Origin of the sequence: Streptomyces sp. XH2, assembly GCF_049725035.1 — a bacterium.
Classification (GTDB): Bacteria; Actinomycetota; Actinomycetes; order Streptomycetales; family Streptomycetaceae; genus Streptomyces; species Streptomyces roseoverticillatus.
Window position 1 is genome coordinate 104,404 of sequence record NZ_JBMMMZ010000020.1, and the last position, 23,747, is coordinate 128,150.

Here is a 23,747-nt window from a genome sequence, read left to right on the forward strand (position 1 = left end):
ACCGGCACCGGGCGCGGCCTCATGCGGGCACTGAACGGGGCCTCATGCGGGCAGCAGGTGGGGCCTCGTGCGGCCGGGCCTACGGACGCACCGGCGCAGTGCCGTACACACACCGCGGGCCGGGCTCCCCGAGGGGAGCCCGGCCCGGCGCGGGACGCCGGTCGCCGCCTTACTTAGTGGCCGCGGTCTTCTTGGCGGTGGTCTTGCGCGCGGTGGTCTTGCGCGTCGTGGCCTTGGTCGCCGTGGCCTTCTTGGCGGGCGCGGTCTTCTTCGCGGCAGCCTTCTTAGCGGTGGCGGCCGTGGTGGCCTTCTTCGCCGGAGCGGCCTTCTTGGCGACGGTCTTCTTGGCGGCGGCCGTCGTCTTCTTGGCCGGAGCGGCCTTCTTGGCGACGGTCTTCTTCGCCGCGGCCGTCGTCTTCTTGGCCGTCGTGGTCTTCTTCGCGGCAGCCTTCTTGGCGGTGACGGCCGTGGTGGCCTTCTTCGCCGTCGTCTTCTTGGCGGTGGCCTTCTTCGCCGCGGCCTTGGTGGTGGCCTTGCCGCCCGAAAGGCTGCCCTTGGGCGCCTTCTTGACGGAGACCTCGCCACCCTTCGGCAGCTTCTTCGAGCCGCTCACCAGGTCCTTGAAGCCCTGACCCGCGCGGAAGCGCGGCACCGAGGTCTTCTTGACCCGCACGCGCTCACCCGTCTGCGGGTTGCGGGCGTAACGGGCCGGGCGGTCGACCTTCTCGAACGAGCCGAAGCCGGTGACCGAGACCCGGTCACCCGCGACGACCGCACGGACGATCGCGTCGAGCACCGCGTCAACGGCGTCTGCGGCCTGCTGACGGCCGCCGAGCTTGTCGGCAATCGCTTCAACGAGCTGCGCCTTGTTCACGTCTTCCCCTTCGGAGACATTGCTGGAACGAATGCGCTCCAGCCTTTTCGCACGTTAGGCAGATATATACCGCAAATCAAACACGAAACGGTCTAATCACCCTTGTGCCGCAACGAACTCGACCATCACGGAGTTCCGTCACGGTCGGGCTCTTCGGGGAAACGGCCCTCGTCGAGGTCGTTCATCAGCCGGTCCAGACGCATTGCGGCGCCTGAGAGATCGTGCTTCGCCGCGGCCGTGATGGCCAGCAGCTTCCGGGACAGCGCCATCCGTACGCCCTCCGGGACTTGCAGTGTGCGCACCCGGGAGTGCGCTTCCTTGAGTCGGTCCGCAACGAGCCGGTATAGCTCGAGTTGGCTGTCGCGTTCCATGCACCGATTGTGCCATCTGAGGCGAGTTGTCGCTTCACAGGGCCTCAACAGAGCGATGCGCCCCCTGTCCGAAGACAGGGGGCGCATCATGCCAAACCCTTGGTGAGCAGCGAAAATCCGGGGTCCTCCTAGAGCTCTCCCGGACGGCCGGAGGGGCGCGAAATCCGTGTCAGATCCGGGCCGTGGAGGGCTTGAAAGAGGGCCTTCCGGCCTCGAACGCGGCGACGTCGGCCTCGTGCCGGAGGGTCAGGCCGATGTCGTCCAGCCCCTCCAGCAGACGCCACCGGGCGTTCTCGTCAAGGTCGAAATCAGCCGTGATGCCCTCGGCCCGGACCTGGCGGGCGACGAGGTCGACGGTCACCTCGGCGGCGGGGTCGGCCTCGGTCAGCTCCCAGAGGGCGTCGACGGTCTCCTGCGGCAGGACGACGGTCAGCAGACCGTTCTTGAGCGAATTGCCACGGAAGATGTCGGCGAAGCGCGCGGAGACGACCGCCTTGAAGCCGTAGTTCTGCAGGGCCCAGACCGCGTGCTCACGGGACGAGCCGGTGCCGAAGTCCGGGCCGGCGACCAGGACGCTGGCCCCGCGGCGCTCGGGGCGGTTCAGCACGAACTCGGGGTCCTTGCGCCAGGCCTCGAACAGACCGTCCTCGAACCCGTCGCGGGTGACCTTCTTGAGCCAGTGCGCGGGGATGATCTGGTCGGTGTCGACGTTGCTGCGGCGCAGCGGTACGGCGCGGCCGGTGTGCGTGGTGAAAGCTTCCATGACGGTTCAGGCCCCCAGGGGAGTGCGGACGTCGGACGCGCCGGCCGGGGCGGCCGGGGAAGGCAGGTCTGCCGGGGAGGCCAGATGGCCCAGTACGGCGGTGGCGGCGGCCACCTGGGGCGAGACCAGGTGCGTACGGCCGCCCTTGCCCTGCCTGCCCTCGAAGTTGCGGTTGGAGGTCGACGCGGACCTCTCGCCCGGCGCGAGTTGGTCGGGGTTCATGCCGAGGCACATCGAACAGCCCGCGTGGCGCCACTCGGCACCGGCCGCGGTGAAGACCTTGTCCAGCCCCTCGTCGACGGCCTGCAGGGACACCCGTACGGAGCCGGGGACGACGAGCATCCGGATGCCGTCGGCGATCCGGCGCCCCTCCAGGACGGCCGCGGCGGCGCGCAGGTCCTCGATCCGGCCGTTGGTGCACGAGCCCACGAAGACGGTGTCGACGCGGATGTCGCGCAGCGGCTGACCTGCCGTCAACCCCATGTATTCCAGGGCCTTTTCGGCCGCCAGGCGGTCGGAGGGGTCGGGGTAGGCGGCGGGGTCGGGGACGGCCGCCGACAGGGGGGCTCCCTGCCCCGGGTTGGTGCCCCAGGTGACGAACGGGGAGAGCTCGGCGGCGTCGATGACGACCTCGTGGTCGAAGACGGCGTCGTCGTCGGTGCGCAGGGTGCGCCAGTAGTCGACGGCGGCGTCCCAGTCGTCGCCCTGGGGCGCGTGGGGCCGGCCCTTCAGGTAGGCGAAGGTGGTCTCGTCCGGCGCGATCATGCCCGCGCGGGCGCCCGCCTCGATGGACATGTTGCACACGGTCATCCGCGCCTCCATCGAGAGCTTCTCGATGGCCGTGCCGCGGTACTCGATGACGTAGCCCTGGCCGCCGCCGGTGCCGATGCGGGCGATGACGGCGAGGATCAGGTCCTTGGCGGTGACGCCCTCGGGCAGTTCGCCGTCGACGGTGACCGCCATGGTGCGGAACGGGGCCAGCGGCAGGGTCTGGGTGGCGAGGACGTGCTCGACCTGGCTGGTGCCGATGCCGAACGCCAGGGCGCCGAAGGCGCCGTGGGTGGAGGTGTGGCTGTCGCCGCAGACGACGGTGGTGCCGGGCTGGGTCAGCCCCAGCTGCGGTCCCACTACGTGGACGACGCCCTGTTCGACGTCGCCCAGCGGGTGCAGCCGGACCCCGAACTCGGCGCAGTTCTTGCGCAGCGTCTCCAGCTGGGTGCGGGAGACCGGGTCCGCGATGGGCTTGTCGATGTCGAGGGTCGGGGTGTTGTGGTCCTCGGTGGCGATGGTGAGGTCCAGGCGCCGCACGGGGCGCCCGGCCTTGCGGAGGCCGTCGAAGGCCTGCGGGCTGGTGACCTCGTGGAGCAGGTGCAGGTCGATGTAGAGCAGGTCGGGCTCGCCCTCGGCGCGCCTGACGACATGGTCGTCCCAAACCTTCTCTGCGAGTGTGCGTCCCATCGCTGTCCCTCCGGCCGGCGTCGTCGCCGGTCACATTCCTGTGGCTGTGGGTGCTCTCCAACCAGGTTGAGGCTTCTCCGGGAAATTTGAACTTGCGTTTCACAGTGTGAGACGCAAGTATCGTTGCATGGACAACACTGGTGGCGCCTCGAGCGGCGTGGGAGTACTCGACAAGGCGGCTCTGGTGCTGAGTGCGCTGGAGTCCGGTCCGGCGACCCTGGCGGGGCTCGTCACGGCCACGGGCCTGGCGCGCCCGACGGCGCACCGGCTGGCGGTGGCGCTGGAGCACCACCGGATGGTGGCGCGGGACATGCAGGGCCGGTTCATCCTCGGCCCGCGGCTGAGCGAGCTGGCGGCCGCGGCGGGCGAGGACAGACTCCTGGCGACGGCGGGCCCCGTGCTCACCCACCTGCGGGACGTGACGGGCGAGAGCGCGCAGCTCTACCGCCGCCAGGGCGACATGCGCATCTGCGTGGCCGCGGCGGAGCGGCTGTCCGGCCTGCGGGACACGGTGCCGGTGGGCTCCACGCTGCCCATGAAGGCCGGCTCGGCCGCTCAGGTGCTGATGGCGTGGGAGGAGCCGGAGCGGCTGCACCGCGGCCTGCAGGGGGCCCGCTTCACGGCGACGGCGCTCTCGGGCGTGCGGCGCCGGGGCTGGGCGCAGTCGATCGGCGAGCGGGAGCCGGGTGTGGCCTCGGTGTCCGCCCCCGTGCGCGGGCCGTCCAACCGCGTGGTCGCCGCCGTCTCGGTCTCCGGGCCGATCGAGCGCCTCACGCGGCACCCGGGTCGCATGCACGCCCAGGCGGTGCTGGACGCCGCGATGCGCCTCACGGAGGCACTGCGCCGCAACGGCTGACCGGAAGGCGCGGGGAAAGGAGCGTGGGGAGCGGGGCTCGTAGGGCAGGCGCATGAGGCGGCTGCACGAGGGCCTCATGCGGCCCGCTCGGCACGGCCCGCCTCATGCGGCCCGATGCCGGCGCCTCATGCGGCCCGGCACCGGTGCCCCGTGCGGGCGGACATCGCCGCTCCCACACGCCTCATGCGGCTGGACGCCGCCGCTCCCACGCGCCGCATGGGGCGGCCGCCCCATGCGGCGCCCCCATGCATCCGGCCTGCGGCTCCGCCTCAGGCGCCAGCCTCGTGCGCCCGGCTTCCGGCGCTCGCCAAGCGTTCTGCCGCGCGTTCGCCGCGCCTGGCCACCGGCTCGACGCCGTAGGCCTTGCCGAGCCCATGCTCCGGCATGCCGGAGTAGATCGACTCGTACGAACCGGCCGGCACGACGTACGTCTCGTGCCAGATGCCGACCTTCCCCTCGCTGCCCCGCGCGCGGCGGTTGAAGGCCGCCCACGCGGGGTGGTGCTCCTTGCTCCGGTCCGCGGCGTAGGCGAGCAGCTTCTCGCGGGATTCCCAGTACTGGACGACGCCGAAGTCCCTCGGACCGCCGCTGAGCAGCCGGTGGCCCAGCAGGCCGCTGTTCTCGTCGCGCGAGAGCTCCTTGAGCATGCGCGGCATCGCGAGGAACGCGGGCATCCAGTGGCGCACCGCCCGCCAGCGGTTGATCCGCATCCCGATCAGGAAGACGACCACGTCGCCTTCGGCTGCGGCGGTGACCCGTCCCGGTATCGGCTGTGCACTCATGAGAGCTCCCCCAGAAGTCATCGGATAGCGTCGCTATCCATGCTTGGATAGTGCCACTCTCCGATGAAGGGTGCAAGAGGATATGCGACTGGCCGAACTGAGCGAACGCAGTGGCGTGTCCACCGCCACGATCAAGTACTACTTGCGCGAAGGGCTGCTGCAGCCCGGTCGCAGGGTCTCCGCCACGCAGGCCGAGTACGACGACACGCACGTCCGCCGGCTGCGCCTGGTGCGGGCCCTGATCCAGCTGGGCAAGGTGCCGGTGGCCACCGCGCGCGAGGTCATCGCCGCCGCCGAGGACGAGTCCCTGGACCACCATCTGAGACTCGGCGCGGCCACGTGGGCCCTGCCGACCGGACCGGAGCCCGACGAGGACGACCCCGAGGTCGCCGCGGCGGGCCGCACGGTGACCGCCCTGCTGGAGCACATCGGCTGGCGGCACGACCAGGAGCTCGGGGAGCTGTCCCCCGCCTACCGCACGCTCGTCGCGGCGGTCGCCGCACTCAGGCGTCTCGGCTACCCCTGCGGCGTCGCGCACCTGCTGCCCTACGCGCGGCTCGCCGCACAGCTGGCGGTCACGGACCTCGACCTGGTCGAGGAGCAGCCCACGGAGGCCGGGCAGATCGAGGCGGCCGTCGCGCTGACGGTCCTCTACGAGCCGGTGCTGCTGAGCCTGCGCCGCCTCGCGCACTCCGAGGAGTCCGCCCGGCGCTTCACCGACGCCGACGGGGCATGAGGCCGCGGTCCCAAAGGCTCCGACAGCGCCTCCCGGCGGACACCAAGCCCGGACGGGCCCCATGCGGACCCCATGCCGAGCCTCACGCGGGCCCCCTGCCGAGTCCTCACGCAGGCCTCGCGCAGGGCCTCATGCGAAACCTCAGGCGGGCCTCAGGCCGTAGGCCCGCCTCATGCCGTACGCCCGCCTCACGCCCCGCGCCTCAGGTCGTAAGCCCGCCTCACGCCCCACACCGCACCCCCGCCCCCGTACCCCACGCGCGCCCCACACTCCACGCCCCGCACCTCACAACCGCTCCGCGTCCCCCGCCCCCGCCACCCGCAGGGTGAGGACCGTTTCCGGGCCCCGTGCGCGGACCTCCAGGGAGTCGGCGAGGCTGCGGGCGAGCCACAGACCGTCCTCGGCCCCGTGGGCGGCGCCGGGCGGCGCGGGGGGCCGGTAGCCCGCGAAGGGCGGGACGGCGGCGTCCGGCACCGCGCCACGTCCATCGCCCGGCCCCATGCGCCCGCCGTATCGATCCGTGCGCCCGCCGTCCCGTCCCGTGCGCCCGCCCCGCCCCGTGCGCCGCAGCTCGTACACCACGGCGCCCGGCTCCTCCCAGGCCCGCAGCGTGACGCGCGCGGCCTCCGGGGCCAGCAGGTAGGCGGCGGCCTCATGCGCGGCCAGTTCGGCGAGGGCGAGCCGGCCGCCGGTCAGGCCCGCACCGGCGGCCCGTTCGCGGGCGAGACGGCGCAGCGCCGCGGCATCGTCCGTGGGCCCCGTGCTGGCGGCGGACGGTGGCGCGCATGAGGCGGCCGGCCCCTCCATCGCAGCCGCGTAGGCCGCGGGGTCCGTGTAGGACGCGCACGGGGCCTGTCGCTCGCCGTCCAGGCGGACGGGATGGGTGGCGAGGGCCGCCTCCGCCACGCCACCGGGGACGACGCGGGTGTCGTAGGGGCAGACCATCCACACGGGCAGTCCGGCGAGGAGCACGTTGAGCCCGGATTCCATGCGTTTCCACTCGGCGGTCTGGCGGGCGGAGCGGCCGGCCCACACGGGTTCGGCGATCATGCGCGTGCGCCGGCCGGGGCGGGCGCGTCGCTGGTGGTAGCGCAGGAAGGCGGCGACCCGGTCGACGGGGCGGCGGCCGAAGTGGGCGGTCTCGGCGGTGTCGAGGTGGTGGGCGCTCTCCCCCAGGGCCTCCCGCAGCAGCTCGATGTTGGCGGGCGTCGTGGCGGCGAGGACGGGTTCCCCGGCCGCGAGTCCGTCCCGTACGAAGGGCACCGCCATCGCCAGGAACTGCGCGTCGGAGCCGTACAGGCAGGCGTGGTGGACGAACCCGGTCGAGCCGGTGCGGTCAGCAGCCATGCGCGGCCCCCAGCCGCAGGCCCGGCGTGGTGTCCCAGCCGATGAGGGTGATGACCTGCAGCAGGTGGGGCGGTACTCCGGCGAGCTCCACGGTGCAGTGGCGGGCGGCGCGGGCCCGGGCGAAGGTCATGAGCAGCCTTAGCCCGGCGAGGTCCAGGAACTCCACGCGGGACATCTCCAGGCGCAGGTCGCCGCGGACGGAGGCCACCGACCGCAGGGCCTCCCTGAGGTGGCGGTGGGAGCCGGCGTCGACCACCCCTTCGATCCGCAGTCCCGGCGGGCTGACGGTGGCGACGACGGTCAGTTCGGCCGTGCGGACGAGAGGATCCACTTCGACGCTCCTGGAATGGGCCGCTGCGGGGGCGTCCGGCACGGCGGGCTCTCGGCGGCGGATGGCGTGGTGACGCAGCTCCGGCGCCCCGCCGGCGCCCGAACTCCGCGGCGGGCAGGGCTTCGTGGCGCGGCGGGGCCGGCACCGGCCGCCGCTGGGATGGGCCATGGGGGGATTATCGGGCGGGGCCGGGGTGCGCGGAAGGCCGCATGAAAAAATGCCCCCCGCGTATGCGGGAGGCATTCTCTCCTGTGGTACCCCCGACCGGATTCGAACCGGCGCTACCGCCTTGAGAGGGCGGCGTGCTAGGCCGCTACACAACGGGGGCTTGCTTTTGTTTTGCTTTGCAGACTCAAAAAGCAATCTGCGCTGGGCTACCAGGACTCGAACCTAGACTAAATGAACCAGAATCACTCGTGCTGCCAATTACACCATAGCCCATGGTGGTTTTATAACCAGTACCCCCGACCGGATTCGAACCGGCGCTACCGCCTTGAGAGGGCGGCGTGCTAGGCCGCTACACAACGGGGGCCCTAGCGATCTCCCATCAGGTCCCCCTGAGTGGAAATCAGTACCCCCGACCGGATTCGAACCGGCGCTACCGCCTTGAGAGGGCGGCGTGCTAGGCCGCTACACAACGGGGGCTTGCACTTCGCTTTTGCGCTTTCGCGCGCTTCCTACTTTATCAGTAGTTTTGCGAGAGAATTTCGGCGAAGAATTTCTCTTGCTGGGGTACCAGGACTCGAACCTAGACTAAGTGAACCAGAATCACTCGTGCTGCCAATTACACCATACCCCACCGTAACTCCACCCCCGTCAGGGGGTCTTGTCCGGCTCGCGCCCTCCGCTCCGGCCTCTCGGCCCTCTCGGGCGGCGCAGGAAGAACATTACCCGAAGGAGGACGGGGCGCCAAAATCGATTGCCGCCCCTGCGCAAACGCAACGGGGCCCGTCAGCCTCGGGTGAGGCTGACGGGCCCCGTGGGGCGCCCTGCGCCGGGCACGCCGGACGTCCCGGAAGCGCCCGAGGCGTCAGGCGGTGAGCTTGGCCAGCGCGGCGTCGACGCGGGCCAGCGTGCGCTCGCGTCCCAGGACCTCCAGGGACTCGAACAGCGGCAGGCCGACCGTACGGCCGGTGACGGCCACGCGGACGGGCGCCTGGGCCTTGCCGAGCTTCAGGCCGTGCTCCTCTCCGGCGGCGACCACGGCGGCCTTGATGGCGTCGGCGGTCCACTCCGCATCGGCGAGCTTGGCGCGTGCCGTGCGCAGCAGGGCGTCCGAGCCCTCCTTCATCGCCTTGGTCCAGGACGCCTCGTCCTCGGCCGGCTCCTCCAGGAAGAGGAAGTCGACGTTGGCGGTGATGTCGGAGAGGACCGTGAGGCGGGTCTGGGCGTGCGGGGCGATCGCCTCCCACGCGGCCCGGTCGAAGGCCTCGGGGGCCCACGGGGCGTGCGGGGCCCGCAGCCAGGGCTCGCAGGCCTCGGCGAACGCCTTCACGTCCAGCCGGCGGATGTGGTCGGCGTTGATCGCCTCGGCCTTCTTCAGGTCGAAGCGGGCCGGGTTGGCGTTGACGTCCTTGATGTCGAACGCCGCGACCATCTCGTCCATCGAGAAGATGTCCTGGTCGGCGGAGAGCGACCAGCCGAGCAGCGACAGGTAGTTCAGCAGGCCCGCCGGGAGGAAGCCGCGCTCCCGGTAGAGGTTGAGGGAGGCCTGCGGGTCGCGCTTGGAGAGCTTCTTGTTGCCCTCGCCCATCACGTACGGCAGGTGGCCGAACTCGGGGACGATCTTGGCGACGCCCAGCTCGATCAGCGCCTTGTACAGGGCGATCTGCCGCGGGGTGGAGGAGAGCAGGTCCTCGCCGCGCAGGACGTGGGTGATCTCCATCAGGGCGTCGTCGACGGGGTTGACGAGCGTGTACAGGGGCGCGCCGTTGGCCCGGACGATGCCGTAGTCCGGCACGTTCTCCGGGGTGAAGGTCAGCTCGCCGCGGACGATGTCCGTGAAGGTGATCGCTTCGTCGGGCATCCGGAAGCGGACGATGGAGGCGCGGCCCTCGGCCTCGTACGCCGCCTGCTGCTCGGGCGTGACGACGCGGCACTTGCCGTCGTAGCCGGAGGGGCGGCCGGCGGCGCGGGCGGCCTCGCGGCGCTCGTCGAGCTCCTCGGCGGTGCAGTAGCAGCGGTAGGCGTAGCCGCCGTCCAGGAGCTTCTGCGCGACGTCCTTGTAGATGTCCATGCGCTGCGACTGACGGTACGGCGCGTGCGGGCCGCCGACCTCGGGGCCCTCGTCCCAGTCGAAGCCCAGCCAGCGCATCGAGTCGAGCAGCTGCTGGTACGACTCCTCCGAGTCGCGCGCCGCGTCGGTGTCCTCGATGCGGAAGACCAGGGTGCCGCCGTGGTGGCGGGCGAACGCCCAGTTGAAGAGGGCGGTGCGGACCAGGCCCACGTGGGGGTTGCCGGTCGGCGAGGGACAGAACCGTACGCGGGGGGGTACCCCCTGCTCGAGCGAAGTCGAGAGCTTGGGGGAGTTCGCGTTAGCCACGCTTGATCACCTTGTTGGTGAGAGTGCCGATGCCTTCGATGGTGACGGCGACCTCGTCGCCGACGTTGAGCGGTCCGACTCCGGCCGGGGTGCCCGTGAGGACGACGTCGCCGGGGAGCAGCGTCATCGCCTCGGTGATGTGGACGATCAGGTCCTCGATGGAGCGCACCATGTCGCCCGTGCGGCCCAGCTGGCGCTGTTCGCCGTTGACCGTGCACATGATCCCGAGGTCGCTCGGGTCGAGCTCGGTCTCGATCCAGGGGCCGATCGGGCAGGAGGTGTCGAAGCCCTTGGCGCGGGCCCACTGCTTCTCGCGCTGCTGGGCGTCGCGCGCGGTGACGTCGTTGGCGCAGGTGTAGCCGAGGATGACGTCCTTGACGCGCTCGCGCGGGACCTCGCGGCACATGCGGCCGATGACGACGGCCAGCTCGGCCTCGTGGTGCAGCTCGCTGGAGAAGGAGGGGTACTCGATGGCGCCGCCGGGGCCGATCACCGAGGTGGAGGGCTTGAGGAAGGCCACGGGGAGGTCGCCGACCTCGTTGCCGAGCTCGGCGGCGTGCTCCGCGTAGTTGCGGCCGATGGCCACGACCTTGCTGGGCAGGACGGGCGAGAGCAGCCGGACCTTGTCCAGCGGGACCTTGGTGCCGGAGCGCTCGAAGTCGCCGTAGGGGATGCCCTTGATGATGTCGAGGACGGGGCCGCCTTCTGTGGCGGCGTCCCCCTCCACGACGCCGTAGCCGACGTTGCCGTCGATGGAGAACCTGGCGATGCGCACGGGAAGCTTTTGCCCCTATCTGATCCGGCCGGAGTCTGACACCCCAGGCTATCGCGGGGGCCGCGGGCCGCCCGTGCGCGGCGGCTCCGCGGGGGCGGGCCGGGCCTTACGGGGCGGGCCGCGGGGGCGGGCCGCCGCCCGTAAAGCGGCCGCCCCGCCTCCGAAAGGGATCAGTCCCGGGGAATCCCGGAAGGGACCGGCCCCGGGGAATGCGGTCCCGGGGAATCAGTCCGGGGACCAGCCCCAGGGATTCGGTCCGGGGATCAGCTCTGGGGGCTCAGCCCCAGGCTCAGCTCTGGGGGCTCAGCCCCGGGATCAGCCCTGAAGGTTCAGCCCGGAGATCAGCCCTGGGAGTTCAGCCCGGGGATCATCCCTGGAGGTTCAGCCCGGGGATCAGTCCTGGGGAATGACGATGACCGGGGCCGTCATAAGGACGGTGCGGCGCGGGTTCGCGGTGACCGGGGGGAGTTCGGTGGCGTGGGCGACGGCCTCGGCGATCCGCAGGGAGGCGCTCTCGTCGAGGTGGACGAGCGTGGTGCGGCGCGGGTTGGCGGTCTTCCGGTTCGCCTTCGGGGTCGCCTTCCGGGACGTCAGCTTCGTCGTCGTGGTCTTCACTTGCTGCCTCGCGGTGTCGTGGTGCGCTGGTCGTTCTCGCGGCCTGTGTAAAGGACCAGGCTAGGCGCGCCTATCCCCACGCGTCCGCGGGAGAAGTCCTGAGTCGCTTGTGAGTTTGCTCACGAGTGCGCCGAAATATGCCGCAAACCGGGCGGCCGTTCAGCACTCACGAATCGGACATTGCAGGGCTGAACCTGACGTTCCGCTCCTGATCATGGAATCTGGGACACCGGACGACCCTCCCCGTCGACCCGGAGGTCTGTCCGTATACGCCCCTTGTAAAGGCCCTCGTCCTCTACGCCCCGTGACGAATTCCGGCACTGAGCGTGATGCCGGAGCCGGTGGGGTGCACCGGCCTTGTTGGAGATCTGGCACTGTGCTGGAATTCCACGGACCGCCAGGGGGCAACCGCGGTCCCCCCACGACTCGACACCGTCCCGTCTTCTACCGGCGGGGCGCCTGGTCCAGAGGTTGCGACGCTAGTGCAGGGACGTTTCAAGAGGGATGGCAGCGCTGCGGCGGAGCCGGAGCCGCGCGGTGCGACCGACCGCGGCCCGTCCGCCGAAGGGCAGGCCGGCGAAGGATCCGCCGACCGGCCGAAGGCCACATCAAAGGCGAAGGCCAAGGCGGACAAGGCCAAGCTGCCGAGCGGGCCGGGCTCACGAATAGCCCTGCGCAACTGGCGAATCAGTACCCGCCTCGTCTCCCTGCTGGCCCTCCCCGTCGTCGCCGCGACGACCCTGGGTGGCCTGCGCATCAACGACGCGCTCACCAACGTCGACCAGCTCGACCACATGAAGCTCCTCACGGACATGACCGGCAAGGCGACCCAGCTCGCCAACGCGCTCCAGGAGGAGCGCGACCGGTCCGCGGGTCCGAAGACCGACGGCAAGCCCGACGACGACGCCGTGGTCGCCTCGCAGGAGAAGACCAACCAGGCGATCGACGCCTTCAACGGGGCCACCCGGGGCGTGAAGCCGACCGACCCGACGATGGTCGGCGTGCAGACCACCCTGGTCGACATCACCCGGCAGCTGAACAAGATCAAGCAGGTCCGGCAGGACTCGTTCGACCCGAAGCAGAGCGACTACATCGCCCGCTCGGTCAACAACTACGACGGCCTGATCAACGCCCTGCTGTCGCTGTCCCAGGACATGGCCCAGGCGACCAGCAACGCCGACATGATCACCAGCACGCGTGCCCTGGCGACGTTCTCCGCCGCCAAGGAGTACGCGTCGATCCAGCGCGCCGTGATCAGCGCCGCCCTCGCCAACAAGAAGGGCGCGTACCTCTCGCCCAACGACCAGCAGTACGGTCGTGAGGCGTACGACGCGGAGAACGAGGCGATCCGCCGCTTCACCGCCATCCGCGGCGCGGACTCCCAGCAGCTGCTGCAGGCGATCAACGGCGGCAACGCGGACATCACCCAGGCCAAGACCTACACCGACCGGGTCTTCACCAAGGACAACGGCATCAAGAACGAGCCGAAGTCCTACAAGGACTGGTACGACCAGGCCTCGGTCAAGCTCGGCGAGATGTCCAAGATCGAGCAGACCCTGCTCTCCCAGATGGAGCAGAAGGCCCTCGAGCTGCGTGACGACGCCCAGCAGGACGCCATCCTCAACGGTGTCCTGATCATCCTCGTCCTCGGCATCTCGCTCGTCGGCGCCTTCGTCGTGGCCCGCTCCATGGTGCGCTCGCTGCGCCGTCTGCAGGACACCGCCCAGCGGGTCGCCCAGGACCGTCTGCCCGAGCTCGTCAAGCAGCTCTCCGAGACCGACCCGCAGGACGTCGACACGTCCGTGGAGTCCGTCGGCGTGCACAGCCTCGACGAGATCGGCAAGGTGGCCGCGGCCTTCGACGACGTGCACCGCGAGGCCGTCCGCCTCGCCGCCGAGCAGGCCCTTCTGCGGGGCAACGTCAACGCGATGTTCACCAACCTCTCGCGCCGGAGCCAGGGCCTCATCCAGCGTCAGCTCTCGCTCATCTCCGAGCTCGAGAGCCGCGAGGCCGACCCGGACCAGCTGTCCTCGCTGTTCAAGCTCGACCACCTCGCGACCCGCATGCGCCGTAACGGCGAAAACCTCCTCGTCCTCGCGGGTGAGGAGCCGGGCCGCCGGTGGACCCGCCCCGTCCCGCTCGTCGACGTGCTCCGTGCCGCCGCGTCCGAGGTGGAGCAGTACGAGCGCATCGAGCTGAGCGGCGTGCCGCCGACCGAGGTCGCCGGCCGCGTCGTCAACGACCTCGTGCACCTCCTCGCCGAGCTGCTGGAGAACGCGACCTCGTTCTCCTCCCCGCAGACCAAGGTCAAGGTCACCGGCCACGCCCTGCCCGACGGGCGGGTGCTGGTGGAGATCCACGACACCGGCATCGGTCTCTCCCAGGAGGACCTCGCCTCCATCAACGAGCGGCTCGCCAGCCCGCCGACCGTGGACGTCTCGGTCTCGCGGCGCATGGGTCTGTTCGTGGTCGGCCGCCTGTCCCTGCGACACGGCATCCGCATCCAGCTCCGGCCGTCCGACTCGGGCGGTACGACCGCGCTCGTCATGCTGCCGGTCGACGTCGCCCAGGGCGGCAAGAAGCCGATGCCGGGTGCCGTGCCCCCGGCCGGCAACGGTGCGCCCGGCGGCAACGCCGTCCCCGCGGGTTCCGCCCCGCGCCGGCAGGTGCCGCCCGCCGCCGGCCAGCAGCGCCCCGCGCTGCCCCCGCGCCAGGGTGCGCCCGACGGCGGTCTGCCGACGCGCGCCCCGGCGCCCGGCGGCGGTGCCAACCCCGCCGCGGGCAGCCTCTTCGATGCCTCCCCGCGCGGCGGTGCGGACCGGACGCCCCCTCAGGGTGCCGGTGGCCGACCCACGCTGCCGACCCGTGGCAACGGCGGCCCCGCCGCGGTGCCGCCCCCGCCGCCCCAGGCGGGCAAGGCCGGCCGCCGCAAGCAGCAGTCCGCCCAGCCGGACCAGCAGGGCCGGTCCGGTCAGCCCGGCCAGCCCGGTCGTGGCAACGGCGCCGGCGAGCTCCCGGCCCGCCAGGCCCCGAGCTGGGGCAGCGAGAAGTCCGCCGGTGCGCCCAAGGCGCCCCAGGCCCCGACGCCGCCCGCCGCCCCCGTGGACGACTGGCCGGTCGCCGGCAACGCCTCCTCGCGCTCCGCGCAGGACACGCCGCGCGGTCACGAGGACGTCGAGAGCACGGGCCAGTTCCCCGGGCCCCAGGCCGCGCCCCGTGCGGCCCTCCCGGGCGCCGGTCCCGGCGACACCGCCGAGTTCCCGGCGATCGGTGCGGGTCCGGACGCGTCCGGCAGCACGGGCCGGTTCGAGCGCCCGCGCCCCGTCGACGCTCCGAACAGCACCTCGGGTCAGTTCGCCCGCCCCGCGCAGGGCGACGCCCCCGGCAGCACGTCCGGCCAGTACGAGCGCCCCGCCCTCGGCGAGGCACCCAACAGCACTTCCGGTCAGTTCGCCCGCCCCGCGCAGGGCGACGCCCCCGGCAGCACCTCGGGCCAGTACGAGCGCCCCGCCCTCGGCGAAGCGCCGAACAGCACCTCGGGTCAGTTCGCCCGCCCCGTGCAGGGCGACACGCCGAACAGCACGTCCGGTCAGTACGCCCAGCCGGAAGCCGATGACGACCCGCTGACCAGCACCACCGGTCAGTTCGCCCGTCCGGCGCTGCGCGAGGCCGGCCACAGCTCGCCGCTGTTCGAGGAGCTGGAGTCCAACTGGTTCCGGGGCGCCGCCGGCGAGGACCAGGCCGCCGCGCCCGAGCAGGCCGCTGAGGCCCCCTCCGGGGAGAGCCTGCCGAAGCGTCAGCCGCGCCAGTCCCTCCAGGACCCGGAGCGCGGTCCGCTCGGCGACGTGCCCCGTGCCCCGCAGGCGAGCCGGCCGACCCGCCCCTCGCAGGCCCGCCCCGTGCCGCAGACCCGCCAGGCGCCCCAGGCGCAGCAGGCCGCGGCCGACAACTGGCGCCAGTCCCCCAACGACGAGCGCTGGCGCCGGGCCGAGCAGGTCCGCGAGCCCGCCTCGAGCGGCACCACCGCCTCCGGGCTGCCGCGCCGCGTCCCGCGCGCGAACCTCGTCGACGGCACCGCGGAGACGCAGGCGGTCCCGCAGGTCGGCCCGCAGGTCTCGCGTGCGCCCGACGACGTGCGCGGCCGTCTGACCAACCTCCGCCGGGGCATCCAGCAGGGGCGTCAGGCCGGCAACACCTCGTCCACGGGCAACCACACCGTGGACCCCACCTACCAGCAGGAGCGTTAGTTGAGTCCGATGAGCCAGGCGGCGCAGAACCTGAACTGGTTGATCACCAGTTTCGTGGAGAACACCCCAGGGGTGTCCCACACCGTCGTGGTCTCCGCCGACGGACTCCTTCTGGCGATGTCCGAAGGGTTCCCGAGGGACCGCGCCGACCAGCTGGCGGCCGTCGCCTCCGGCCTGACCTCACTGACCGCCGGAGCCTCCCGCATCTTCGAAGGCGGCGCCGTCAACCAGACCGTGGTCGAAATGGAACGCGGCTTCCTCTTCATCATGTCCATCTCCGACGGATCCTCGCTGGCCGTACTGGCACACCCCGAGTGCGACATCGGCCTCGTCGGCTACGAGATGGCCCTCCTCGTCGACCGCGCGGGCAACGTCCTCACCCCGGACCTCCGCGCCGAGCTCCAGGGCAGCCTGCTGAACTGACCGATGTTTCCTGCTGATCCCGTCCGACCGTACGGCCGAAAACCCCCCACCGGCCCGCGCTCGACGGCATTATTGCCAGTCCTGCTGTCCCGTCCGGAGGATTCATGACCCCGCCCGCCTCGCCCGGCCCGTACGGTGCCTCTCATCACGCGCCGTACGGGAGTGAAGGCGAAGAGCCGCTGATCCGCCCCTACGCCATGACGGGCGGCCGTACCCGGCCGCGCTACCAGCTGGCCATCGAGGCGCTGGTCAGCTCCACGGCCGACCCGGCCGTGCTCGGGACCCTGCTCCCCGAGCACCAGCGCATCTGCCACCTGTGCCGCGAGGTCAAGTCGGTCGCCGAGGTCTCGGCGCTGCTGAACATGCCGCTCGGCGTGGCGCGCATTCTGGTCGCGGACCTGGCGGAGGCCGGCATGGTGGCGATCCACCAGCCGGGCGGCAGCGGCGAGTCCGGCGGGACGCCGGATGTGACACTGCTCGAAAGGGTTCTCAGTGGACTTCGGAAGCTCTAGCGGGGGCATGGGTGGGGGCGGCACGGGCCGTTCCACCACCTCCGCGAAGATCGTGGTGGCCGGCGGTTTCGGCGTGGGCAAGACCACGTTCGTCGGCGCGGTCTCGGAAATCAGTCCGCTGCGCACCGAAGCCGTCATGACCTCCGCCTCGGCGGGGATCGACGATCTGAGCCACGTTCAGGACAAGACCACGACGACCGTGGCGATGGATTTCGGCCGTATCACCCTTGATGACGACCTGATCCTCTATCTGTTCGGTACGCCCGGTCAGGACCGCTTCTGGTTCATGTGGGACGACCTCGTGCGCGGCGCCATCGGTGCCGTGGTCCTGGTCGACACCCGCCGTCTCGCCGACTGCTTCCCCGCGGTCGACTACTTCGAGAACAGCGGCCTGCCCTTCGTCATCGGCCTCAACGGCTTCGACGGACAGCAGCCCTACGCTCCCGAGGAGGTCCGCGAGGCGCTGCAGATCGGCCCGGACACGCCGATCATCACGACCGACGCCCGCCACCGCAACGAGGCGAAGAGCACGCTGATCACTTTGGTCGAGCACGCTCTGATGGCCCGGCTGAAGTAGCTCTTCGGTGGCTGTTCGTCAGAAACTTCCGGCACGTCACGCGTCACGTACATTGCCCCGTACGACGCCGTTCCGGGGTTGTGGCATTGGACACGACCCGGCCCGGAGTTCATAACGTTTCGACAGAGAATCGGCCGGACGCGGCAACAGACCGCGTTCGGCCGACTTCACTCTGCGCACATGTCGCCCGCCATTTGGCGCCGCTCGCTCTTAATGCCCGTTTTATGTCGGGCAAATCGAGTGGCCTGGCGGGAGCCCCCGCTGTTTGGAATGCGCACCCCCGACGTGCTGGAATTCCAGGAACTGAGCAGTAACGGCTCAGTTCGAAAAACGGCACACAACCCGGGTGCCGACGCCGAGAGGTTTTGGTCGAGTGACGCGCAGAAAGACGGGCGCCGCACAGCAGACGCAGGACGGGCGAGGCAACTTCACCCCGCCGTCACGCGCAGCGGTGCCGCCTTCGGCTTCCCCTGCTTCCAGCGTGCCCGAGACCCCGGCTCCCGCCGCGGGTTCCGGCGGCCGGTTCTCACCCCGCAACTGGCGGGTGCCCACCCGGCTGAACGTCATCCTGCTCATCCCCGTGATCGTGGCCCTCGTCTTCGGCGGCCTCGACGTGAAGGGGTCGGTCGACACCTGGGAGGAGGCGAAGGACGCCGCGAACACCGCCCGAGTGGTGCGGGCCGCGGCCACCTACGCCCACGCGGTGATCGACGAGCGCGACCTGACGGCCAAGCCGCTCCTGACGGGCCACCGCGACGACCCGGTCGTCAAGAAGACCCAGGACGCGACGGACGCCGCCCGCGCGGAGTTCGACAAGACCGTCAAGGACATGCCGGACACGGCGCCGCTGCGCCGCCGCATGAAGCTCTTCCGCGAGGCCGAGGCGACCCTGCCCGACCTGCGCAAGGCCGCCTACACGTCCAAGCTGCCCGGGGTGAAGACCGAGGACGGCTACGGCGCCATCCAGCGTCCCCTGATGGCCTTCGCCAACGAGCTGGGCTCCGGTCTGGGCACCAACAACGTCGTCTCCTACGGCCGCATGGTCTACGCCGTCTCGCTGGCCAAGGCCGCCGAGTCGCTGCAGCGTTCCATCGGCACGCACCTGCTCGTCCAGGGCAACGCCGACCCGAAGGAGCAGCAGCTCCAGCGGACGTCGTTCTCCTCCTACTACTTCCTCGAGTACATCGCCCGCGCCGAGTACGACGCGAGCGGCTCCGAGGACGACATCAGCCGGCTCAACGACGCCATCGCCACCAAGGCGAAGTCGTCGGAGCAGGAGAAGATCGCCGGCGCCATCATGGCCGGCAAGACGCCCAAGCAGCTGGAGGCCGCGGGCATCACGGCCGACGGCTGGCTGGACGCCTCCACGGCGAAGTTCGACGCGTACCGCTCGGTCGAGACGTACCTGACCGACAAGGCGGTGGACGAGGCCGAGAAGATCTCCTCCGACGCCCAGCGCGACGCGATCGTCAACTCCTCGATCATGATCGTGGCCCTGCTGCTCGCGTTCTTCGTGGCCGGCATGATGGCCCGCTCCATGAGCCGCAACATGCGCCGCCTGCGGCGCGCCGCCTTCGACGTGGCCGAGCAGCGCCTGCCGGCGCTGGTCGACCAGCTGTCGCGGACCGACCCGGGCCGGGTCGACACCCGGGTCCAGCCGATCCCGATCACCACCCGGGACGAGATCGGCGAGGTCGCCCGCGCCTTCGACCAGGTCCACCGCGAGGCCGTCCGGCTCGCCGCCGAGCAGGCCCTGCTGCGGGGCAACGTCAACGCGATCTTCACCAACCTCTCGCGCCGCAACCAGAGCCTCATCGAGGGTCAGCTGACGCTGATCACCGAGCTCGAGGAGCACGAGGCGGACCCGGACCAGCTGGAGAACCTCTTCCGCCTGGACCACCTGGCCACCCGAATGCGCCGCAACGGCGAGAACCTCCTGGTCCTCGCCGGCGAGGAGCCCGGCCGCAGCTGGGACCAGCCGGTCCCGCTGGTGGACGTGCTGCGCGCCGCCTCCTCCGAGGTGGAGGCCTACGAGCGCATCGAGCTCTCGGGCGTCCCGGACGCGGAGATCCACGGCCTCGCCGTGACCGACCTCGTCCACCTGCTGGCCGAGCTCCTGGAGAACGCCACCACGTTCTCCTCCCCGCACACCAAGGTGCGCGTCACCGCGACGCGGCTGCCCGACGGCCGCGTGATGGTCGAGATCCACGACAAGGGCATCGGCCTGACCGCCGAGGACTTCGCGGACATCAACCACAAGCTGGCCAACCCGCCGACCGTGGACGCCGCGATCTCCCAGCGCATGGGGCTCTTCGTGGTCGGCCGCCTGGCGGCGCGGCACGCCATCCGGGTCCAGCTGCGCCCCTCGGGCGAGCAGGCCGGCACGACCTCGCTGGTCATGCTGCCGGACCGGATCACCCACGGTGGCGGTGGCGAGGAGGAGCTGTCCCCCGACAGCTTCACGGTCTCGCAGATGGTCCCGGACCAGCCGCAGGGCGGCCAGGCGCCCGCCATGGGCCGCATGCGGACCGCGGCGGAGCTGGGCTTCGACGACTCCCGCTACGACCAGCAGGGCACGCCGAACGCCGCGCTGGACCCGGTGAACCGTTCGCGGCTCCGCGAGGAGCGGCGTGCGGCGCTGGAGGCGGCGCACGACAGCCGCCCGCTGTTCCGCGACGAGGTGCCCCAGCAGCACGAGCAGCAGCAGCCGCAGTTCGAGCAGCAGCCGTACGAGCAGCAGGGTCACCAGCACACCGAGCAGTTCCCGGCGATCGGCGACCAGCCGTACGAGGAGTCGTACGAGCAGCAGCCGCAGCACGGCTACCAGGACTCCGGTTACCCGGAGCAGGAGTACGCCGAGCAGGGCTACCAGGACTCCGGCTACCCGCAGCAGCAGTCGTACGGGGAGACCACCGGTCAGACCCGGAGCGACGTCTGGCAGCAGCCTGGTACGTACCAGGACGGCCTCCAGCAGGGTTACGGTGCGGATTCGGAATCACTGCCGCCCGCTGACACGGCGCAGCCCGAGCGCGTAGAGTTCGACCGTCCGGGCCCCGCTTCGAGCGGCTCCCACTCGCTGACCGGGTCCGGTCTGCCGCGCCGCGCGACGCAGTGGCAGCAGTCCGAGTCTGTCGAAGAGGCCGCGGGGGCCGGCGAACCGGAGCAGCCCCAGCAGGACGTCCCACAGCAGCCTCACGAGGGTGACAGCCCCGACTGGCGATCGGAGAACGACGAGCGCTGGCAGCGTGCCGAGCAGCTCCGGGATCCGAAGGCCGGTGGAGTGACCCCTTCCGGACTGCCCCGCCGAGTGCCCAAGGCCAATCTGATCGAGGGCAAGGCGGCGCAGACGCCGCAGGGCGGGCCCCAGATATCCCGTGCCCCTGAGGACGTACGCGGCCGGCTGAGCAATCTCCGCCGCGGCGTCCAGCAGGGGCGCACCGTGGGGGCCGACAGCGGTTCGGCCACCACACAGCAGCATGAGCAACACGACCAGGGCTTCGGCCCCGGCGGCACCTACGATCAGGAGCGTTAGTGTGAGCCCGATGAGCCAGGCGGCGCAGAACCTGAACTGGTTGATCACCAGTTTCGTGGAGAACACCCCAGGGGTGTCCCACACCGTCGTGGTCTCCGCCGACGGACTCCTTCTGGCGATGTCCGAAGGGTTCCCGAGGGACCGCGCCGACCAGCTGGCGGCCGTCGCCTCCGGCCTGACCTCACTGACCGCCGGAGCCTCCCGCATCTTCGAAGGCGGCGCCGTCAACCAGACCGTGGTCGAAATGGAACGCGGCTTCCTCTTCATCATGTCCATCTCCGACGGATCCTCGCTGGCCGTACTGGCACACCCCGAGTGCGACATCGGCCTCGTCGGCTACGAGATGGCCCTCCTCGTCGACCGCGCGGGCAACGTCCTCACCCCGGACCTCCGCGCCGAACTGCAGGGGAGCCTTCTCAACTAGCAAAGAGGCAGTGCGTTTCGCGCCACCGCGCCATAGGGTGCGGTGGCGCGACCAGCAGCAGACAGGCACGTTGAGGAGGAGACGTGGCAACGCCCCCCGGCGGTTACCCGTATGGCAATGATCAGCAGGCTCAGCCTCCGCTGAACCGCTTCAACTTCCCCTCCGCACCAAGCCCGCGTGCGCAGGCGGAGCCATCACGGCCGCCGCAAGTACCACAGGCGCCCCAGCATCGCAGGGCGTCGCAGTCCCCCTCCGGGGGCAAGCGGAACAATCCGCTGGTCCGCCCCTACGCGATGACCGGTGGCCGGACCCGGCCGCGGTACCAGCTCGCCATCGAGGCGCTGGTGCACACCACGGCCCAGCCGGCCCAGCTTCACGGGCAGTTGCCGGAACACCAGCGCATCTGCCACCTGTGCACGGAGATCAAGTCGGTCGCCGAGATCTCGGCACTTCTCACCATTCCCCTCGGCGTCGCCCGAATCCTCGTCGCCGACTTGGCGGAGGCCGGGCTCGTCGCCATCCATCAGCCCGGCGGCGACGAGTCCGCCGGCGGCCAGCCTGACGTGACACTGCTCGAAAGGGTGCTCAGTGGACTTCGGAACCTCTAGCGGCGAGGCAGCCCGCTCCACCACCTCCGCGAAGATCGTGGTGGCAGGCGGTTTCGGCGTGGGCAAGACCACGTTCGTCGGTGCGGTCTCGGAGATCAACCCGCTGCGGACCGAAGCCGTGATGACGTCCGCCTCGGCGGGCATCGACGACCTCACCCACGCGCCGGACAAGACCACGACGACCGTGGCCATGGACTTCGGCCGTATCACCCTGGACCAGGACCTGATCCTGTACCTGTTCGGTACCCCCGGTCAGGACCGCTTCTGGTTCATGTGGGACGACCTCGTGCGCGGCGCCATCGGTGCTGTCGTCCTGGTCGACACCCGCCGTCTCGCCGACTGCTTCCCCGCGGTCGACTACTTCGAGAACAGCGGCCTGCCCTTCGTCATCGCCCTCAACGGCTTCGACGGTCACCAGCCCTACACGCCGGACGAGGTCCGCGAGGCGCTGCAGATCGGCCCCGACGCGCCGATCATCACGACCGACGCCCGCCACCGCAACGAGGCGAAGAGCGCCCTGATCACCCTGGTCGAGCACGCCCTGATGGCGCGCCTGCGGTGAGGCCCCGGCCGCACCGACGCCGGCCCCATCGACGCAGAAAGGTCCCCGCGCTCCTCGTGGAGTGTGCGGGGACCTTCTGCGTGTGCCGTGATGTGAAGCACAGAAGCACCAACGCCGTACGGGCTTGAGTCCGCTGTCTCGCAGCGGTCTCAAGCCCGTACGGCGTTGGAGGCGGGTTCTTCTAGCCCTGCCAGCTGTGCGGCGCCCGGAAGCCCGGCGAGCGCTCCAGGCGGCGCCAGGCGGCCGTGGTGCGGCGGGGGCGGGGCGGCGCCGTGTCGTTCGTGGCGGCGGCGCGGGCGAGGAGGACGGCGGTGACGGCCGCGAGCTCTTCGGCGTCGGCCGTGCCCTTCTCCACGCGGACGAGCGTGTCGGTCATGCGTTTCTCCCTTACTGGGGCGGGTTGCCGTGCTTGCGGGAGGGCAGGTCTGCGTGCTTCGAGGCGAGCATCGCCAGGGCGCGGATCAGCACCTGACGGGTGTCGACCGGGTCGATCACGTCGTCGATCAGCCCGCGCTCGGCGGCGTAGTACGGGTGCATCAGCTCGGCCTTGTACTCCTTGACCATCCGCGCCCGCATCGCCTCGGGGTCGTCGGCCTCGGCGATCTGCTTGCGGAAGATCACGTTGGCCGCGCCCTCGGCGCCCATCACGGCGATCTCGTTCGTCGGCCAGGCGTAGGTCAGGTCCGCGCCGATCGACTGGGAGTCCATGACGATGTAGGCGCCGCCGTAGGCCTTGCGCAGGATGACCGAGATCCGCGGCACGGTCGCGTTGCAGTACGCGTAGAGCAGCTTCGCGCCGTGGCGGATGATCCCGCCGTGCTCCTGGTCGACACCGGGGAGGAAGCCCGGGACGTCCAGAAGAGTGATGATCGGAATATTGAAAGCGTCGCACATCTGGATGAAGCGCGCAGCCTTTTCGCTCGCCTCGATGTCGAGCACGCCGGCCAGCGACTGCGGCTGGTTGGCGACGATGCCGACGACCTGGCCGTCCAGGCGGCCGAGGGAGCAGATGATGTTGGTGGCCCAGCGCTCGTGGACCTCGAGGTGCTCGCCGTCGTCGACGATCTCCTCGATGACCTTGCGCATGTCGTACGGGCGGTTGCCGTCGGCGGGCACCAGGTCGAGCAGGGCCTCGCCCAGCCGGTCGGCCGGGTCCTCGCTCGCGACGCGCGGCGGGTTCTCCCGGTTGTTCTGCGGCAGGAGGGAGAGGAGGTAGCGGACCTCCTCCAGGCAGGTCTCCTCGTCGTCGTAGGCGAAGTGCGCCACGCCCGAGGTCTCCGCGTGCACGTCGGCGCCGCCGAGGCCGTTCTGGGTGATCTCCTCGCCGGTGACGGCGCGGACGACGTCGGGGCCGGTGATGAACATCTGCGAGGTCTCGCGGACCATGAACACGAAGTCCGTCAGCGCCGGCG

The 23,747-nt window shown here is 70.9% G+C and carries 22 protein-coding genes and 5 tRNA genes; 10 read left to right on the forward strand and 17 right to left on the reverse strand.

What is annotated here, in order from left to right; translation table 11 throughout:
- Window positions 1-169 precede the first annotated feature (169 nt).
- The 4 genes from ACOTKD_RS34250 to leuC form a co-directional block, all read right to left on the reverse strand.
- Complete coding sequence (locus tag ACOTKD_RS34250) at window positions 170-874, reverse strand: HU family DNA-binding protein (RefSeq protein ID WP_424892899.1); 705 nt, start codon at window positions 872-874, stop codon at window positions 170-172.
- Between the two features lie 125 nt (window positions 875-999).
- Complete coding sequence (locus ACOTKD_RS34255) at window positions 1,000-1,245, reverse strand: hypothetical protein (RefSeq protein ID WP_030369298.1); 246 nt, start codon at window positions 1,243-1,245, stop codon at window positions 1,000-1,002.
- Between the two features lie 169 nt (window positions 1,246-1,414).
- Window positions 1,415-2,008 carry a 3-isopropylmalate dehydratase small subunit gene (leuD, locus tag ACOTKD_RS34260; RefSeq protein WP_106679579.1) on the reverse strand — a complete coding sequence of 198 codons (594 nt, stop codon included), beginning with the start codon at window positions 2,006-2,008 and terminating at the stop codon, window positions 1,415-1,417.
- Window positions 2,009-2,014: 6 nt separating this feature from the next.
- On the reverse strand, window positions 2,015-3,466 hold the full coding sequence (gene leuC, locus ACOTKD_RS34265) for a 3-isopropylmalate dehydratase large subunit (RefSeq protein ID WP_424892900.1): 1,452 nt from the start codon (window positions 3,464-3,466) through the stop codon (window positions 2,015-2,017).
- Window positions 3,467-3,593: 127 nt separating this feature from the next.
- Between leuC and ndgR the strand changes: the two genes are divergently transcribed.
- Window positions 3,594-4,322 carry an IclR family transcriptional regulator NdgR gene (ndgR, locus tag ACOTKD_RS34270; protein ID WP_030369295.1) on the forward strand — a complete coding sequence of 243 codons (729 nt, stop codon included), beginning with the start codon at window positions 3,594-3,596 and terminating at the stop codon, window positions 4,320-4,322.
- Between the two features lie 269 nt (window positions 4,323-4,591).
- Here the strand turns inward: ndgR and ACOTKD_RS34275 are convergent, their stop codons facing one another.
- On the reverse strand, window positions 4,592-5,104 hold the full coding sequence (locus ACOTKD_RS34275; RefSeq protein WP_424892901.1) for a DUF4188 domain-containing protein: 513 nt from the start codon (window positions 5,102-5,104) through the stop codon (window positions 4,592-4,594).
- Between the two features lie 82 nt (window positions 5,105-5,186).
- Between ACOTKD_RS34275 and ACOTKD_RS34280 the strand changes: the two genes are divergently transcribed.
- Window positions 5,187-5,840: a MerR family transcriptional regulator gene (locus ACOTKD_RS34280; RefSeq protein ID WP_424892902.1), complete on the forward strand. Its 654-nt coding sequence runs from the start codon at window positions 5,187-5,189 to the stop codon at window positions 5,838-5,840.
- A 285-nt stretch (window positions 5,841-6,125) separates the two neighbouring features.
- On the opposite strand, the gene ACOTKD_RS34285 is transcribed toward ACOTKD_RS34280, so the two are convergent.
- The 10 genes from ACOTKD_RS34285 to ACOTKD_RS34330 form a co-directional block, all read right to left on the reverse strand.
- Window positions 6,126-7,187: an anti-sigma factor RsbA family regulatory protein gene (locus ACOTKD_RS34285; RefSeq protein ID WP_424892903.1), complete on the reverse strand. Its 1,062-nt coding sequence runs from the start codon at window positions 7,185-7,187 to the stop codon at window positions 6,126-6,128.
- Complete coding sequence (locus tag ACOTKD_RS34290) at window positions 7,177-7,518, reverse strand: STAS domain-containing protein (protein WP_424892904.1); 342 nt, start codon at window positions 7,516-7,518, stop codon at window positions 7,177-7,179. The genes ACOTKD_RS34285 and ACOTKD_RS34290 overlap by 11 nt, the downstream gene beginning before the upstream one ends.
- 252 nt (window positions 7,519-7,770) lie before the next feature.
- Window positions 7,771-7,846: transfer RNA gene (locus tag ACOTKD_RS34295), tRNA-Glu, on the reverse strand.
- Between the two features lie 41 nt (window positions 7,847-7,887).
- Window positions 7,888-7,959: transfer RNA gene (locus tag ACOTKD_RS34300), tRNA-Gln, on the reverse strand.
- A gap of 18 nt (window positions 7,960-7,977) precedes the next feature.
- A tRNA-Glu gene (locus ACOTKD_RS34305) sits at window positions 7,978-8,050 on the reverse strand.
- 40 nt (window positions 8,051-8,090) lie between these two features.
- A tRNA-Glu gene (locus tag ACOTKD_RS34310) sits at window positions 8,091-8,163 on the reverse strand.
- A gap of 82 nt (window positions 8,164-8,245) precedes the next feature.
- A tRNA-Gln gene (locus tag ACOTKD_RS34315) sits at window positions 8,246-8,317 on the reverse strand.
- A gap of 231 nt (window positions 8,318-8,548) precedes the next feature.
- The gene (gene gltX, locus ACOTKD_RS34320; protein ID WP_424892905.1) at window positions 8,549-10,060 is read right to left on the reverse strand and encodes a glutamate--tRNA ligase; all 1,512 of its coding nucleotides are present in this window, start codon (window positions 10,058-10,060) and stop codon (window positions 8,549-8,551) included.
- On the reverse strand, window positions 10,053-10,835 hold the full coding sequence (locus ACOTKD_RS34325) for a fumarylacetoacetate hydrolase family protein (RefSeq protein WP_424892906.1): 783 nt from the start codon (window positions 10,833-10,835) through the stop codon (window positions 10,053-10,055). The genes gltX and ACOTKD_RS34325 overlap by 8 nt, the downstream gene beginning before the upstream one ends.
- Before the next feature lie 393 nt (window positions 10,836-11,228).
- Window positions 11,229-11,450: a hypothetical protein gene (locus ACOTKD_RS34330; RefSeq protein WP_424892907.1), complete on the reverse strand. Its 222-nt coding sequence runs from the start codon at window positions 11,448-11,450 to the stop codon at window positions 11,229-11,231.
- 482 nt (window positions 11,451-11,932) lie between these two features.
- Here ACOTKD_RS34330 and ACOTKD_RS34335 point away from each other — a divergent pair, with 482 nt between their 5' ends.
- From ACOTKD_RS34335 to ACOTKD_RS34370, 8 genes are all read left to right on the forward strand, one after another.
- Complete coding sequence (locus ACOTKD_RS34335) at window positions 11,933-15,697, forward strand: nitrate- and nitrite sensing domain-containing protein (protein WP_424892908.1); 3,765 nt, start codon at window positions 11,933-11,935, stop codon at window positions 15,695-15,697.
- A complete protein-coding gene (locus ACOTKD_RS34340) occupies window positions 15,698-16,120 on the forward strand; it encodes a roadblock/LC7 domain-containing protein (protein ID WP_049717348.1) in 423 nt (140 codons plus the stop codon). It abuts the gene before it with no gap.
- Between the two features lie 104 nt (window positions 16,121-16,224).
- Window positions 16,225-16,632 (forward strand): DUF742 domain-containing protein, encoded by a 408-nt coding sequence (locus ACOTKD_RS34345; RefSeq protein WP_030370003.1) that lies wholly within the window; start codon window positions 16,225-16,227, stop codon window positions 16,630-16,632.
- A gap of 7 nt (window positions 16,633-16,639) precedes the next feature.
- A complete protein-coding gene (locus ACOTKD_RS34350; RefSeq protein ID WP_223268207.1) occupies window positions 16,640-17,209 on the forward strand; it encodes a GTP-binding protein in 570 nt (189 codons plus the stop codon).
- Window positions 17,210-17,582: 373 nt separating this feature from the next.
- On the forward strand, window positions 17,583-20,741 hold the full coding sequence (locus tag ACOTKD_RS34355) for a nitrate- and nitrite sensing domain-containing protein (RefSeq protein ID WP_424892909.1): 3,159 nt from the start codon (window positions 17,583-17,585) through the stop codon (window positions 20,739-20,741).
- Between the two features lies 1 nt (window position 20,742).
- On the forward strand, window positions 20,743-21,165 hold the full coding sequence (locus ACOTKD_RS34360; RefSeq protein ID WP_049717348.1) for a roadblock/LC7 domain-containing protein: 423 nt from the start codon (window positions 20,743-20,745) through the stop codon (window positions 21,163-21,165).
- Window positions 21,166-21,248: 83 nt separating this feature from the next.
- On the forward strand, window positions 21,249-21,773 hold the full coding sequence (locus ACOTKD_RS34365) for a DUF742 domain-containing protein (RefSeq protein WP_078660667.1): 525 nt from the start codon (window positions 21,249-21,251) through the stop codon (window positions 21,771-21,773).
- A complete protein-coding gene (locus ACOTKD_RS34370) occupies window positions 21,754-22,335 on the forward strand; it encodes a GTP-binding protein (RefSeq protein ID WP_049717346.1) in 582 nt (193 codons plus the stop codon). The genes ACOTKD_RS34365 and ACOTKD_RS34370 overlap by 20 nt, the downstream gene beginning before the upstream one ends.
- 181 nt (window positions 22,336-22,516) lie before the next feature.
- Here the strand turns inward: ACOTKD_RS34370 and ACOTKD_RS34375 are convergent, their stop codons facing one another.
- Window positions 22,517-22,711: an acyl-CoA carboxylase subunit epsilon gene (locus ACOTKD_RS34375; protein ID WP_106680080.1), complete on the reverse strand. Its 195-nt coding sequence runs from the start codon at window positions 22,709-22,711 to the stop codon at window positions 22,517-22,519.
- A gap of 11 nt (window positions 22,712-22,722) precedes the next feature.
- Window positions 22,723-23,747: acyl-CoA carboxylase subunit beta (locus ACOTKD_RS34380; protein WP_424892910.1), on the reverse strand; the 1,025-nt coding region annotated here is incomplete at its 5' end.

Bases quoted from the DNA above. Each gene is read 5' to 3' on its own strand.
- ACOTKD_RS34255 (WP_030369298.1), bottom strand. From the start codon at position 1,245: ATGGAACGCGACAGCCAACTCGAGCTATACCGGCTCGTTGCGGACCGA.
- leuD (WP_106679579.1), bottom strand. From the start codon at position 2,008: ATGGAAGCTTTCACCACGCACACCGGCCGCGCCGTACCGCTGCGCCGC.
- leuC (WP_424892900.1), bottom strand. From the start codon at position 3,466: ATGGGACGCACACTCGCAGAGAAGGTTTGGGACGACCATGTCGTCAGG.
- ndgR (WP_030369295.1), top strand. From the start codon at position 3,594: ATGGACAACACTGGTGGCGCCTCGAGCGGCGTGGGAGTACTCGACAAG.
- ACOTKD_RS34275 (WP_424892901.1), bottom strand. From the start codon at position 5,104: ATGAGTGCACAGCCGATACCGGGACGGGTCACCGCCGCAGCCGAAGGC.
- ACOTKD_RS34280 (WP_424892902.1), top strand. From the start codon at position 5,187: ATGCGACTGGCCGAACTGAGCGAACGCAGTGGCGTGTCCACCGCCACG.
- ACOTKD_RS34285 (WP_424892903.1), bottom strand. From the start codon at position 7,187: ATGGCTGCTGACCGCACCGGCTCGACCGGGTTCGTCCACCACGCCTGC.
- ACOTKD_RS34345 (WP_030370003.1), top strand. From the start codon at position 16,225: ATGACCCCGCCCGCCTCGCCCGGCCCGTACGGTGCCTCTCATCACGCG.
- ACOTKD_RS34350 (WP_223268207.1), top strand. From the start codon at position 16,640: ATGGGTGGGGGCGGCACGGGCCGTTCCACCACCTCCGCGAAGATCGTG.
- ACOTKD_RS34375 (WP_106680080.1), bottom strand. From the start codon at position 22,711: ATGACCGACACGCTCGTCCGCGTGGAGAAGGGCACGGCCGACGCCGAA.